The following is a 13,666-nucleotide window of genomic DNA, read 5'->3' as shown; positions in this document are numbered from 1 at the left end:
AATGAATGCGGGCGACCCTCTATTGTGAAGTGACCTGCTTATTCGCCGACCCCGGCTATGGAATGCCGGGACGGGTGGCCCCGATCGCCGCAGGCGGGCCCGAACGTGACATCCGGCCCCACGAGGGCGGATTTCGGTTACCGTCCGAACGGGTGGATTGACGAGGCGTACGACTGGGCATCACCGGCGTGCGCATCGGCGGCCCCCTGTCCGCTGCGCTCACGATCATGGGCCGAAGGAGCGACATGCAGGTCTGGCCGGGCGAGAGCTACCCCCTCGGCGCCACCTACGACGGGATGGGCACCAACTTCGCGATCTTCTCCGAGGTGGCGGAGAAGATCGAGCTCTGCCTGTTCGACGAGTGGGACATCGGCACCGAGCGCCGGGTGGAGCTGCGCGAGGTCGACGCGTACGTCTGGCACGCCTACATCCCCGGCGTCGAGCCCGGCCAGCGCTACGGCTACCGGGTGCACGGGCCGTGGAACCCGGCCGAGGGGCTGCGCTGCAACCCGCACAAGCTGCTGCTCGACCCGTACGCGAAGGCGGTCGACGGGGAGATCATGTGGCACCCGTCGGTCTACGACTACGAGGTCGGCGGCGACCCGGACCGGATGAACACCGAGGACTCCGCGCCGTACATGCCGAAGTCGGTCGTGGTGAACCCGTACTTCGACTGGGGCAACGACCGGCCGCCGCGCACCCCGTACCACCACTCGGTGATCTACGAGGCCCACGTGCGCGGGCTGACCATGCGCCACCCGGGCATCCCGGAGGAGCTGCGCGGCACGTACGCGGCGATCGCCTCACCGGTGATGATCGAGCACTTCAAACGGCTCGGCGTCACGGCGGTGGAGCTGATGCCGGTGCACGAGTTCGTGCACGACCACCGCCTGGCCGACCTGGGGCTGCGCAACTACTGGGGCTACAACACCATCGGCTTCTTCGCCCCGCACCACGGCTACTCCGCGCTGGGCCGCCTGGGCCAGCAGGTGCAGGAGTTCCGGGGCATGGTCAAGGCGCTGCACGCGGCCGGCATCGAGGTCATCCTCGACGTGGTCTACAACCACACCGCCGAGGGCAACCACCTCGGGCCGTCGCTGAGCTTCAAGGGCATCGACACGCCCAGCTACTACCGGCTCTCCGAGGACGACCGGCGCTACTTCGTCGACTACACCGGCACCGGCAACAGCCTCAACGTCCGCAGCCCGCACTCGCTGCAACTGATCATGGATTCGCTGCGTTACTGGGTGACCGAGATGCACGTCGACGGCTTCCGGTTCGACCTGGCGGCCACGCTGGCCCGCGAGTTCTACGAGGTGGACCGCCTGTCCACCTTCTTCGAGGTGGTGCAGCAGGACCCGGTGGTCGGCCGGGTGAAACTCATCGCCGAGCCGTGGGACGTCGGCCCCGGCGGCTACCAGGTCGGCAACTTCCCGCCGCAGTGGACCGAGTGGAACGGCAAGTACCGCGACACCGTACGCGACTTCTGGCGCGGCGAGCCGGCCACGCTCGCCGAGTTCGCCTCCCGCATCTCCGGCTCCGCCGACCTCTACCAGGACGACGGCCGCCGCCCGTTCCACAGCATCAACTTCGTCACCTGCCACGACGGGTTCACGCTGGCCGACCTGGTCTCCTACAACGACAAGCACAACGAGGCGAACGGCGAGGACAACCGGGACGGGGAGAGCCACAACCGGTCCTGGAACTGCGGCGTCGAGGGCGAGACCGACGACCCGGGCGTACGCGCGCTGCGGGCCCGGCAGCGGCGCAACTTCCTGGCCACGCTGATGCTGTCCCAGGGCGTGCCGATGCTCGGCCACGGCGACGAGCTGGGCCGCACCCAGCGCGGCAACAACAACGCCTACTGCCAGGACAGCGAGATCGCCTGGGTGGACTGGGACCGGGCCGACGACGAGCTGCTGGACTTCGTCCGCCGGCTCACCGACTTCCGCAACCGGCACCAGGTGTTCCGCCGCCGCCGGTTCTTCACCGGCCTGCCGGTGGGCGGCCGGGCCGCCGGCTCCGGACTGCCGGACCTGGCCTGGTACACCCCCGACGGCCGGGAGATGACCGGCGAGGACTGGGGCAACGACTTCGGCCGCTCGGTGGCCCTGTTCGTCAACGGCGACGGCATCGGGGAACGCGGCCAGTACGGCCAGCGCCACCGCGACGACTCGTTCCTGCTGCTGTTCAACGCGCACGACGCGCCGCTGGACTTCACGCTGCCCGGCGAGGAGTTCGGCAGCCGGTGGGAGTTGGTGATCAGCACCGCGGAACCCGACCCGGAGAAGACGACACTGGTCGAGGCGGGCGGCACGGTCTGCGTGCCGGACCGCTCGCTGCTGGTCCTGGAGAGGACGGCCTGACCCATGCCCGACACCCCCCGCTCGACCTACCGGGTCCAGGTGCGTCCCGGCTTCGACCTGGACGCCACGGCCGAGCTGGCGGGCTACCTCGCCGCGCTCGGCGTCACCCACCTCTACACCGCGCCCCTGCTCACCGCCACGCCCGGCTCCACGCACGGCTACGACGTGGTGGACCACCGCGCGGTCAACCCGCAGCTCGGCGGCGAGCCCGCCCGGGCCCGGCTGGTCCGGGCGCTGCGCGCGGCCCGGCTGGGCCTGGTCGTGGACATCGTGCCCAACCACGCCGGCGTCGCCCGGCCCGAGGCCAACCCGGCCTGGTGGGACATGTTGCGGCGGGGACGCGACTCGGCGTACGCGCGCTGGTTCGACATCGACTGGGACCGGGGGCGGCTGCTGCTGCCGGTGCTCGCCGACAGCGCCGACGCGCTCGACGACCTGAAGCTCGTCGACGGGGAGCTGCGCTACCACGAGCACCGCTTCCCGGTCGCCGAAGGCACCGGCGACGGGACGCCCCGGCAGGTGCACGACCGGCAGCACTACGAGCTGGTGAACTGGCGGCGCGGCGACGCCGAGCTGACGTACCGCCGGTTCTTCGCCGTGTCCGACCTGGCCGGCCTGCGGGTGGAGGACCCGGAGGTGTTCGACGCCACCCACGCGGAGATCCTGCGCTGGGTCGACGCCGGGGAGGTCGACGGCATCCGCGTCGACCACCCGGACGGGCTGCGCGACCCGGCCGGCTACCTGGCCCGGTTGCGCGCCGCCGCGCCGCAGAGCTGGCTCGTGGTGGAGAAGATCCTGGAGTACGGCGAGGACCTGCCGGACTGGCCGGTCGACGGCACCACCGGCTACGACGCGCTGGCCGCCGTGTCCGGGCTGTTCGTCGACCCGGACGCCGAGGCGGACTTCACCGCGCTCGACGGCCGGCTCACCGGCCGGCACACCTCCTGGGCGGACCTGACGCACGCCACCAAGCTGGAGGCCGCCACCCGGCTGCTCGCCGCCGAGCTGACCCGGCTGGCCGCGCTCGTGCCGGAGCTGCCCGGCGAGCAGGTCCGCGCCGCCCTGGCCGAGCTGGCCGCGTGCTTCCCGGTCTACCGCGGATACCCGCCCGAAGGCGCCCGGCACCTGGCCGCCGCCCGCAGCGAGGCAGGCCGCCGCCGTCCCGACCTGACCGGCGTGCTCGACCAGGTCACCGCCCGGCTGCGTGACCCCGGCCACGAGCTGGCCGCCCGGTTCCCGCAGCTGACCGGCGCGGTGATGGCCAAGGGCGTGGAGGACACCGCGTACTACAGGTGGAGCCGGTTCGTCGCGCTCAACGAGGTCGGCGGCAGCCCGGCCCACTTCGGTGTGCCAGCGGCCGAGCTGCACCGCTTCGCCGCCGCCCGGCACGTGCGCTGGCCGGCGAGCATGACCGCGCTGTCCACCCACGACACCAAGCGCGGCGAGGACGTCCGCGCCCGGCTCGCGGTGCTGTCCGAGCTGCCCGGCCGCTGGGCCGAACGGGTCGCCGACTGGATGTCGCGCGCGCCGCTGGCCGACCCCGCGCTGGCCCACCTGCTCTGGCAGACCGCCGTCGGGGCGTGGCCGATCGAACGGGAACGACTGCACGGGTACGCCGAGAAGGCCGCCCGGGAGGCGTCCGTCACCACCAGCTGGGCCGACCCGGACCCGGGCTTCGAGCACGAGCTGCACGCCCTGGTCGACCGGATGTACGACGACCCGGAGCTGCACGCCCAGATCACCGCGTTCGCCGCCGAGATCACGCCGCCCGGCTGGTCGAACGCGCTCGGGCAGAAGCTGGTCCAGCTCGCCATGCCCGGTGTGCCCGACGTCTACCAGGGCACCGAGCTGTGGGAGAACTCGCTCGTCGACCCGGACAACAGGCGGCCGGTCGACTTCGCCGTACGCCGGGACCTGCTGGCCCGGCTCGACGCCGGCTGGCGGCCCGCGGTGGCCGCCGACGGCGCGGCCAAGCTGCTCGTGGTGTCCCGGACGCTGCGGCTGCGCCGCGACCGCCCGGACCTGTTCGGCGGCTACCGGCCGGTGCCCGCGCGCGGCCCGGCCGCCGCGCACGCGGTGGCCTTCGACCGGGGCGGGGCGGTCGCGGTGGCGACCCGGCTGCCGCTGCGACTGGCCCGCTCCGGCGGCTGGCGGGACACGGCGCTGTCACTTCCCGTTCACGAGTGCACCGACTTGTTCACCGGACGGGTCTACAGTGGTTCTGAGCTGCTCCTTCATGATCTGCTGAGCACCTACCCCGTCGCCCTCCTCGCACCCACCGACTCTGTGGAGGCCGCCGCATGACCGAGTTCACGGTGTGGGCGCCCGAGGCCGCCCGGGTGCGGCTGCGCCTGCCCGGCGTCGCCGATCACGCGATGCGTCAGGCGCCGGACGGCTGGTGGCGGGTCGAGGTCCCCGGCGCCGGGCCCGGCACCGACTACGCGTTCCTGCTCGACGACGACGCCCAGGCGCTGCCCGACCCCCGCTCGGCCTGGCAGCCGGCCGGGGTGCACGGGCCCAGCCGGCTCTACGACCACGCCGCGTTCGCCTGGACCGACGCCGCCTGGACCGGCCGGCAACTGCCCGGCAGCGTGCTGTACGAGCTGCACATCGGCACGTTCACCCCGGAAGGCACGTTCGACGGGGCGATCGCCAGGCTCGACCACCTCGTCGACCTCGGCGTGGACATGGTCGAGCTGCTGCCCGTCAACGCGTTCAACGGAGAGCACAACTGGGGCTACGACGGCGTCTGCTGGTTCGCGCCGCACGAGCCGTACGGCGGCCCGGACGGCCTGAAACGGTTCGTCGACGCCGCCCACGCCAAGGGCCTGGGGGTGATCCTCGACGTCGTCTACAACCATTTCGGGCCCTCCGGGGCCTACGCGCCGCGGTTCGCGCCGTACCTCACCGAGCAGAGCAACACCTGGGGCCGCACCGTCAACCTGGACGGCCCGCACTCCGACGGGGTACGCCGCTACATCGCCGACAGCGTGCTGGGCTGGCTGCGCGACTACCACGTCGACGGGCTGCGGCTGGACGCCGTGCACGCCATGCCGGACGGCCGGGCCGTGCACTGGCTGGAGGAGGTGGCCGCCGAGGTGGAGGCGCTGTCCACGCATCTCGGCCGGCCGCTGTCGCTGATCGCCGAGAGCGACCTCAACGACCCGCGCCTGATCACGCCCCGCGAGGCGGGCGGGTACGGCCTGCACGCGCAGTGGAACGACGATGCCCACCACGCGCTGCACACGCTGCTCACCGGCGAGCGGCAGGGCTACTACGGCGACTTCGGCTCCCTGGAATGCCTCACCGACGTGCTGACCGGCGGGTTCTTTCACGCCGGCACCTGGTCCAGCTTCCGCGGCCGCAGCCACGGCCGCCCGGTCGACAGGCAGCGCACCCCCGGCCACCGCTTCGTGGCGTACCTGCAGAACCACGACCAGATCGGCAACCGGGCCACCGGCGACCGGATCTCCGCCACGCTGTCGCCCGGGCTGCTGCGCGTCGGCGCGACGCTGCTGATGACCGCGCCGTTCACGCCGATGCTGTTCATGGGGGAGGAGTGGGCGGCCGCCACGCCGTGGCAGTTCTTCACCAGCCACCCCGAGCCGGAACTCGCGACGGCTGTCGCCACCGGCCGCAGACGCGAGTTCGCCGACCACGGCTGGGCCACCGACGACGTGCCGGACCCGCAGGATCCGCAGACGTTCCTGCGGTCCCGGCTGGACTGGGCCGAGCTGGACAAGCCCGAGCACCGCGAGACGTACGACCTCTACCGGCGGCTGATCGCGCTGCGCCGCTCCCGGGCCGACCTGTCCGACCCCCGGCTGGACCGGGTCGACGTCCGCCACGGCGACCGGTTCCTGGTGATGCGGCGCGGCGACACGCTCGTGGTGGCGAACCTGGCCGGCCGGGCGCAGCGGATCAACCTGCCCGGGGTGGTACGCCGGGTGCTGCTCGCCACGTCCGAGGGCGTCACGGTGATGCGCGACGGGATCGAGCTGCCGCCGGAGTCGGCCGCGATCGCGGCGCTCTGACCGCCCCCGCGGCCCCGCTCCCGCGGCCCCGCTCCCGCGGCCCCGCCCCCGGGCCTCCGGCCCTCGGCGCCGATCTTGGAGTTGTGGCGCCTCGAAGGTCGCGCATGCCGGGTTTGCGAACCACCACAACTCCAAGATCGGCGGGGTGGGGAGCGGTGAGTTCGTCCAGGCAGCGCGGTCCTACCTCCGACGACCCGGCCCCTGGAGGTTTCATGTCCGACACGCTGACCCGCCGTGAGCTGTGGGCGCTCGCGCACGCCGAGCGCGCTGCCCTCGCCGACGACCTCGCCGATCTCGACGCCGCGCAGTGGGCCCGACCCTCGCTGTGCGGCCGGTGGACCGTTGAGGAGACACTCGCGCACATGACCGCGGCGGCAAGCGTCGGCCGGGCCCGCTGGGTCGCCAGCGTGCTCGGCGCCCGGTTCGACTTCGACCTGCACAACGACCGCCGGCTGGCCGAGCACCGGGGCGCCGACCCGGGGGAGACGCTCGATCGGTTCCGGCGGATCATCGGCAGCACCACGTCGACGTTCGGCCCGACCGAGGCGTGGCTCGGTGAGGTGGTCGTGCACGCCCAGGACATCCGGCGGCCGCTCGGCCTGGCCCGGACGCCCCCGGTCGAGGCGGTGACGCCGGTCGCCCGGTTCTACGCCGGGCGGGACTTCACGGTGGCCGGGCGCAGCGCGATCGACGGCCTGCGGGTGGAGGCGACCGACGGGCCGTTCACCGCCGGCGACGGCCCGCTGGTCAGCGGCACCACGCTGGCGCTGACGATGGCGATGGCCGGGCGGGCCGCGTACTGCGACGACCTCACCGGGCCCGGTGTCCCCACGCTGCGGGAGCGCTGCACGCCCGTGTGACCACGGCGGGTGCCCGGGTCACGGCTTCGGCAGCGTCAGGATCTCCGCGCCGTCGTCGGTGATGGCGATGGTGTGCTCGCTGTGCGCGGTGCGGCAGCCGGTCGCGCTGCGCAGCGTCCACCCGTCGGCGTCGGTGACGAGCGTGGCGGTGTCCGCCATCACCCACGGCTCCAGCGCCAGCAGCAGCCCGGGGCGCAGTTTGTACCCGCGTCCGGGGCGGCCGGTGTTCGACACGTGCGGGTCCTGGTGCATCGTCGACCCGACGCCGTGCCCGCCGAACTCGGTGTTGACCGTGTAACCGGCCGCGGTGAGGACCGATCCGATGGCGTGCGAGAGGTCGCCGATCCGGGCGCCGGGACCGGCGGCGGCGATCCCGGCCTGCAACGCCCGCTCGGTCGCGTCGATGAGCGCGACGCTCTCCGCGGGCCGGGCGTCACCGACGAGGAAGCTGATCGCGGAGTCGGCCACCACTCCGCCGAGGCTGACGGCCAGGTCGAGGCTCAGCAGGTCGCCGTCGGCGAGCGTGTAGTCGTGCGGCAGGCCGTGCAGCACCGCGTCGTTCACCGACGTGCAGATGTAGTGGCCGAACGGCCCGCGCCCGAAGGACGGCTCGTAGTCGACGTAGCAGGACTGCGCCCCGGCCTCGACGATCATGCGCTGGGCCTGCCTGTCGATGTCGAGCAGGTTGGTGCCGACGGTGGTGCTGCTCCGGAGGGTCTGCAGGATGTGGGCGACCAGGGCGCCGGTGTCCCGCGCCCGCCGTACGTCGGTGGGGCTCAGGATCTCGATCATGCGGGCGCCTTCCTCACGCGACCAATAAGTATCCCGGTCATGTTATCCCGGTATTAGAATCTCGGCATGGTCCGGTTGCCCCTCACTCCCGCCGAGGTCGAGCGCGGGCAGCGCCTCGGCGCGCTCCTGCGCCGCGCCCGGGGTGAGCGATCCATGCTGCTCACCGCGCTCGACGCGGGTGTCTCCCCGGAGACGCTCCGCAAGATCGAGTCCGGCCGGGTGGCCACCCCGGCGTTTCCCACCATCGCCGCCATCGCCGACGTCCTCGGCCTCTCCCTGGATGCGGTCTGGTCGGAGATCAACCACTCCGACGAGGTGGCGCGTCTCGCGCCGTCCGAGCGGCGCCTCGCCTCGTAGGGCAGCCCTCTCGACGGGGTCGAGCATACCGAGTATGTAAGATTCCGCGCATGCCACCCTCGCGTCGCGCCGTCGCGCTTGTCGTTCCCGTCGCCGGTTTCCTGCTCGGCTTCCTGGACTTCGTCTGGATCAAGTGGGTGCCGTTCCCGTTCGCCGAACTGGGCAACTCCACAGCCACCTGGGCGGTGGCCGCGTTCGCGCTGGGCTGCTGGATCCGGTCGGGCGCGGTGCGTGCCGCCGTGGCCGCCAGCGTCCTGCTGATCGTCGCGGTGCCCAGCTACTACCTGGCGGCGACGCTGCTCCAGGGCGACGACCTCGCCGTGATCTGGGCGCTCACCTCGTTCGTCTGGATGGCGTTCGGCGTGGTGGCGGGCGTGGTGTTCGGCGTCGCCGGCATCTGGGCGCGGACCGACGGATGGCGGCGCGTCGTGGGGACCGCGCTGCCGGTGGCCGTGTTCGTGGAGGAGGCGCTGCGGTTCGCGCTGAAGTCCGGGTCCTACCCCGGAGCCTGGTGGAACGTGGCGATCGACCTCGGGCTGGCGGTGCTGCTCGTGGTGCTGATCGGCCGGTCCGCCCGGGTGCGGCTGCTGGCCGCCGCGGTGGCGCTGCCGCTGGCCGCGGTGGGCGCGCTCACGTTCGCCGCCGTCGCGGGGAGCTGACCTGCCCCGCCGCCGAGGCTGCGAGCCACCCCGCCGGCCGAGGATGCGGGCCACCGCGTCGGCCGAGGCGGCGGACCACCGGCCCGACCGGGATCGGCGACAATGACCCGAGAACGGCGTGGTCCGGATGACGGGGGAGGAAACGGATGATCCGACGGCAGGTGCTCACGGCGGCGATGCTCACGGCGACGGCCCTGGTGGCCGGCTGCACAAAGGACCGGCCCGAAGCCGCGTCGCCCACCAGCGCCCCGACCGCACCCGCCGCGTCGGCGACGCCGAACGCCGAGCCGGTGCCCGCGCCGGCCGAGCTGGCGGCGCTGGAGCGGCGCTTCGGCGCCCGGATCGGCGTCTACGCCGTCGACACCGGCACCGGCCGCACCCTCGCGCACCGGGCCGACGAGCGGTTCGCATACGCCTCGACGTGCAAGGCGCTCGCCGCCGGCGCGATGCTGGCCGCCACGTCCGACGCCGACCGGGACCGGGTGGTCCGCTACCGGCGCGCCGACCTGGTGGCGCACTCACCGGTGACCGAACGGCACGTGGAGACCGGGATGACGCTGCGGGACGCCGCCGAGGCAGCGGTGCGGTACAGCGACAACACCGCCGGCAACCTGCTGTTCGACGCGCTCGGCGGCCCGGCCGGCTTCGCGCGGGCGCTCCGGGATGTCGGTGACCGGGTCACCCGGCCGGTCCGTATCGAGCCGGAGCTCAACGCGGCCACGCCCGGCGACGAGCGCGACACCAGCACGCCCCGCGCGCTGGCCGGCTCGCTGCGGGCGTACACGTTGGGTGAGGCCCTGCCGCCCGCGGACCGGGACCTGCTGTTGAGCTGGATGCGGGCCAGCACCACCGGCAGCGGGCTGGTCCGGGCCGGCGTGCCGGCCGCGTGGCAGGTGGCGGACAAGTCCGGCACCGGCGGGTACGGCACCCGCAACGACATCGCCGTGGTGTGGCCGCCGGACTCCGCGCCGATCGTGCTGGCGGTCATGTCCAGTCGCGGCAGCCGCGACGCTAAGCCCGACGACACCCTGGTCGCCCAGGCCGCGCGGGCGACGGTGACCGCGTTGCGCTGACGGGAGGCCGGCTCAGGGGATGGGCCATTCGTGCACGGGCCGGTTGCTGTGCATCAGGTCGACGTAGTGGCGGACCACCTCGCGCAGCGCCGCCGGACGGTCCAGGTGGTCGGCCGACTCCAGCCGGTGCAGCGTCTCCACCTGCCAGGTCGCGCCGTTGCGGCTGGTCAGGCAGCGCTGCTCGACGATGCCGAGCAGCCGGTCCCGCTCGGCGGGGTCGAGGCCCCACCGGTCCAGCCCGTGGTGGGCCATCGGCAGCAGCCGGCGCAGCACCAGCTCGGTCACCGGCAGGTAGCCCAGGCCGGGCCAGTACACCTGGGCGTCGATGCCGTGCCGGGCGCAGGCGTTGAAGTTCTCCTCGGCCGCGCTGAACGACATCTGCGACCACAGCGGACGGTCGGACTCGGCGAGCGCCCGGACCAGGCCGAAGTAGAACGCGCCGTTGGCGACGGTGTCCAGCACCGTCGGCCCGGCCGGCAGCACCCGGTTCTCCACCCGCAGGTGCGGGCGGCCCTTCAGCACGTCGTAGACCGGCCGGTTCCACCGGTAGATGGTGCCGTTGTGCAGCCGCAGCTCGGCCAGTTTCGGCACGCCGCCGCTGTGCAGCGTGATGGCCGGGTCCTCCGGGTCGCAGACCGGCAGCAGCGCCGGGAAGTAGCGCACGTTCTCCTCGAACAGGTCGAACACGGAGGTGATCCAGCGTTCCCCGAACCACACCCGCGGGCGTACGCCCTGGGCCTTGATCTCCTCCGCCCGGGTGTCGGTGGCCTGCTGGAACAGCGGCACCCGGGTCTCGCGCCACAGCTCCCGGCCGAAGAACAGCGGCGAGTTCGCGCCGAGCGCCACCTGGATGCCGGCGATCGCCTGGGCCGCGTTCCAGTAGTCGGCGAACTGCGCCGGGCTGACCTGGAGGTGGAACTGGGTGCTGGTGCAGGCCGCCTCCGGGGTGATCGTGTCGGCGGTGGTGGCCAGCCGCTCCACCCCGCTGATCGCGATCGGCAGGTCCTCGCCCCGGGCGGCGAAGATCTGCTCGTTGAGCAGCGCGTACCGGGGATTGGCCGACAGCGTCTCGGCGGTCAGATGCTCCGGGCGCAGCGTCGGCAGGATGCCGACCATCACCATGTGCGCGCCGACCGTGCGGGCCTTTTCCTCGGCGGCGTTCAGGCTGGCCCGCACGTGTTCCTCGAACGCGGCGGTGCCGGTGCCGGCCAGCCGGCGCGGCTCGACGTTGATCTCGACGTTGAACTGGCCCAGCTCGGTCTGGAACGCCGGGTCGGCGATCGCCTCCAGCACGTCGGCGTTGCGCATGGCCGGGTCGAAGTCGTCGTCGACCAGGTTCAGCTCGATCTCCAGGCCGGTCATCGGCCGCTCCACGTCGAACCGGGACTCGCGCAGCATCTCGGCGAACACGTCCAGGCACCGCCGGACCTTCTCGCGATAGCGGGCCCGGTCCTCCCGGCTGAAGGTACGCACGCCGACGTCCTCGCCCATGGTCACCACCCTGTCACCGTTGGTTCTTCCCAACCTCGCACGGAGTGGCGGGTCAGGAAAGGTCCGCCAGACCCTTTTCTGTACCCCGTGGCGGCCCCGGTGATCCCCGTCGCGGGGCAGCGGGTTCCGTCCGGGCCGCCCGGCCCGGGCGGCTAGCATGGCCGCCGACGGCGCGAAGGGGAGTGGCTGATGCGCGACGGGTGGATCCGGGCGTTCGTGGTGGCGGCGTTCGCCGAGGGCTGCTCGTGGGCGGCGCTGCTGGCCGGCATGGCGGTCAAGTACGGGCCGCCCGGAAACGAGATCGGCGTGAAGATCTTCGGCCCGATCCACGGCGCGTTGTTCGTGGTCTACGGACTGCTGACGCTCGTGGTGGCCCGGCGGCGCCGCTGGACGCTCGTGCAGACCGGGCTGGCCCTGGTCAGCGCGGTGCCCCCGTTCGCCACAGTGCTGTTCGAGCGGTGGGCGCGCCGCCGGGGCCTGCTCGACGCGCCGGCCCCGGTCGCGCGACCGCTCACCCCCGCCGGTCGCTGACCGAGGCAGGGTCCTCCGCGAGGAAACCGGCCAGCACGTCGGTCAGCTCCCGCGGCGCCTCCTCGGCCATGTGGTGCCCGGACGGGATCGAGGCGGTCCGCACGTCGTCGGCCCAGTCCCGCCAGATCGCGGCCGGGTCGCCGTACAGGTCGACCATGTCGTCGCGCTCGGACCAGGCGAACAGCACCGGGCAGCCGATCCGGCGTCCGGCGGCGCGGTCCGCGTCGTCCGCCGCCCGGTCCGGACCGAGCCCGGCCCGGTAGTCCTCACACATGGCGTTCACGGTGGCCGGATCGTGGATGGCGCGGCGGTAGTCGGCGTACGCCTGCTCGCCCATCTCCTCCGGTGAGCCGCCGTACCAGGCGTCCGGATCGGCGTTTATCACCCGCTCGGCCGGTTTGGCGAGCTGGCCGAGGAAGAACCAGTGCCACCAGCGGGCGGCGAACCGGGCGTCGCAGCGGGCCAGCGCCTCACCGATCGGCACCCCGTCCAGCACACCCAGGCGGCTCACCCGGTCCGGGTGGTCCAGGGCGGTGCGCATGGCCACGTACGCCCCGCGGTCGTGTCCGACGACGGCGGCCCGGCGGTGGCCGAGCGCGTCGAGCAGCCCGACCACGTCGGCGGCCATCGCCCGCTTGGAGTAGACCGTGTGCTCCGGGTCGCTCGGCGGCTTCGACGAGCCGCCGTAGCCGCGCAGGTCCGGGCAGATCACCGTGTGCCGCGCGGCCAGCCGCGGCGCCACCCGGTGCCAGGTCGCATGGGTACGCGGGTGCCCGTGCAGCAGCACCACCGGCGGCCCGGAGCCGCCGTGGCGTACGCGCAGGCGCACCGCGCCGGCGTCGATCTCGGTGAGCGTGAATCCGGCGAACATGGCCGCAGCGGTGCCCGCCACCGGCGACGGGGAAACCTAGGTCAGCGCGGAGCAGGCGGCCACGCCGAACAGCAGCACGGCGCCCAGCACGGCCTGGAGCAGCAGCGCCGGACCCAGGTGCGACCAGAGCGTGGCGGTACGCGGGGTGAGCAGTTGCCCGGTGGTCAGGTTGACGATCCGCTCGATCCGGGGCGGCAGATCCTCGTCGCGCTGCGCCCGCAGCGTGAGCTGGACGTGGTCGCCGGGGTGCAGCGCGCTCTGCGGCAGGTGGCCGTGCAGCTCGACCTCGACCAGCCGGCCGGCGGCGTCGCGGACCCGGACCGGGGTGACCAGGAACTCCGGCCCCTTCTTCAGCTCCTTGAAGCTGCGCCGGGCCCCGCCGCCACCGTTGCTGAGCAACGCGCGCACCACCTTCAGCAGCAGCCCCACCACCCCCGCGGCGGTCAGCACCGCGACCAGCGCCGGCTGCCCGACCCGTACCTCCCGGGCGTAGCCCTCCATCAACCGGACGAGACGTCCGGTGACGACGCGCTCCGCCGGGTGGACGACGCGACGGGTATGCAGCTCCGTGTCCATGTTCACCACCGAGAGTTCCGATCCGTGCACATATGGTATCGACCCGTGGAGTTGAA

12 protein-coding genes are annotated in these 13,666 nt (G+C 73.1%); 8 read left to right on the top strand and 4 right to left on the bottom strand.

Features of this window, described 5'->3' with window-relative positions:
* The first annotated feature begins 245 nt into the window (after positions 1-245).
* From glgX to O7542_RS11815, 4 genes are all read left to right on the top strand, one after another.
* Positions 246-2,366, top strand: a complete 2,121-nt coding sequence (gene glgX / locus O7542_RS11830; protein ID WP_064446146.1) for a glycogen debranching protein GlgX — start codon at positions 246-248, stop codon at positions 2,364-2,366.
* 3 nt (positions 2,367-2,369) lie between these two features.
* Entirely contained in the window at positions 2,370-4,670 is a 2,301-nt protein-coding gene (gene treY, locus O7542_RS11825) for a malto-oligosyltrehalose synthase (RefSeq protein ID WP_281606213.1), read from the top strand.
* Positions 4,667-6,400: a malto-oligosyltrehalose trehalohydrolase gene (gene treZ / locus O7542_RS11820; protein ID WP_113973757.1), complete on the top strand. Its 1,734-nt coding sequence runs from the start codon at positions 4,667-4,669 to the stop codon at positions 6,398-6,400. The genes treY and treZ overlap by 4 nt, the downstream gene beginning before the upstream one ends.
* A 212-nt stretch (positions 6,401-6,612) precedes the next feature.
* Entirely contained in the window at positions 6,613-7,260 is a 648-nt protein-coding gene (locus tag O7542_RS11815) for a maleylpyruvate isomerase family mycothiol-dependent enzyme (RefSeq protein WP_281606212.1), read from the top strand.
* An 18-nt stretch (positions 7,261-7,278) separates the two neighbouring features.
* On the opposite strand, the gene map is transcribed toward O7542_RS11815, so the two are convergent.
* Positions 7,279-8,052: a type I methionyl aminopeptidase gene (gene map / locus O7542_RS11810; RefSeq protein WP_064446143.1), complete on the bottom strand. Its 774-nt coding sequence runs from the start codon at positions 8,050-8,052 to the stop codon at positions 7,279-7,281.
* A gap of 66 nt (positions 8,053-8,118) precedes the next feature.
* Here map and O7542_RS11805 point away from each other — a divergent pair, with 66 nt between their 5' ends.
* The 3 genes from O7542_RS11805 to bla all read left to right on the top strand — a co-directional run bounded on the left by O7542_RS11805 (position 8,119) and on the right by bla (position 10,141).
* Positions 8,119-8,409 carry a helix-turn-helix transcriptional regulator gene (locus O7542_RS11805; RefSeq protein ID WP_043324508.1) on the top strand — a complete coding sequence of 97 codons (291 nt, stop codon included), beginning with the start codon at positions 8,119-8,121 and terminating at the stop codon, positions 8,407-8,409.
* 50 nt (positions 8,410-8,459) lie between these two features.
* Positions 8,460-9,068: a DUF6518 family protein gene (locus O7542_RS11800; protein WP_281606211.1), complete on the top strand. Its 609-nt coding sequence runs from the start codon at positions 8,460-8,462 to the stop codon at positions 9,066-9,068.
* Positions 9,069-9,214: 146 nt separating this feature from the next.
* The gene (bla, locus tag O7542_RS11795; protein ID WP_281606210.1) at positions 9,215-10,141 is read left to right on the top strand and encodes a class A beta-lactamase; all 927 of its coding nucleotides are present in this window, start codon (positions 9,215-9,217) and stop codon (positions 10,139-10,141) included.
* Between the two features lie 12 nt (positions 10,142-10,153).
* Here the strand turns inward: bla and O7542_RS11790 are convergent, their stop codons facing one another.
* Positions 10,154-11,632 (bottom strand): glutamate--cysteine ligase, encoded by a 1,479-nt coding sequence (locus O7542_RS11790; protein WP_209961669.1) that lies wholly within the window; start codon positions 11,630-11,632, stop codon positions 10,154-10,156.
* Between the two features lie 189 nt (positions 11,633-11,821).
* Here O7542_RS11790 and O7542_RS11785 point away from each other — a divergent pair, with 189 nt between their 5' ends.
* Positions 11,822-12,163 carry a DUF3817 domain-containing protein gene (locus O7542_RS11785; RefSeq protein ID WP_064446141.1) on the top strand — a complete coding sequence of 114 codons (342 nt, stop codon included), beginning with the start codon at positions 11,822-11,824 and terminating at the stop codon, positions 12,161-12,163.
* Here O7542_RS11785 and O7542_RS11780 read toward each other — a convergent pair.
* Both O7542_RS11780 and O7542_RS11775 read right to left on the bottom strand, forming a co-directional pair.
* Positions 12,144-13,034: an alpha/beta hydrolase gene (locus tag O7542_RS11780; RefSeq protein WP_281606463.1), complete on the bottom strand. Its 891-nt coding sequence runs from the start codon at positions 13,032-13,034 to the stop codon at positions 12,144-12,146. The genes O7542_RS11785 and O7542_RS11780 overlap by 20 nt on opposite strands.
* A gap of 36 nt (positions 13,035-13,070) precedes the next feature.
* The gene (locus O7542_RS11775; RefSeq protein ID WP_199496088.1) at positions 13,071-13,619 is read right to left on the bottom strand and encodes a hypothetical protein; all 549 of its coding nucleotides are present in this window, start codon (positions 13,617-13,619) and stop codon (positions 13,071-13,073) included.
* Between the last annotated feature and the right edge of the window lie 47 nt (positions 13,620-13,666).

It is taken from the genome of Micromonospora sp. WMMC264, from assembly GCF_027497275.1.
GTDB lineage: Bacteria > Actinomycetota > Actinomycetes > Mycobacteriales > Micromonosporaceae > Micromonospora > Micromonospora chalcea.
This window is presented reverse-complemented; position numbering and strand designations above follow the sequence as displayed.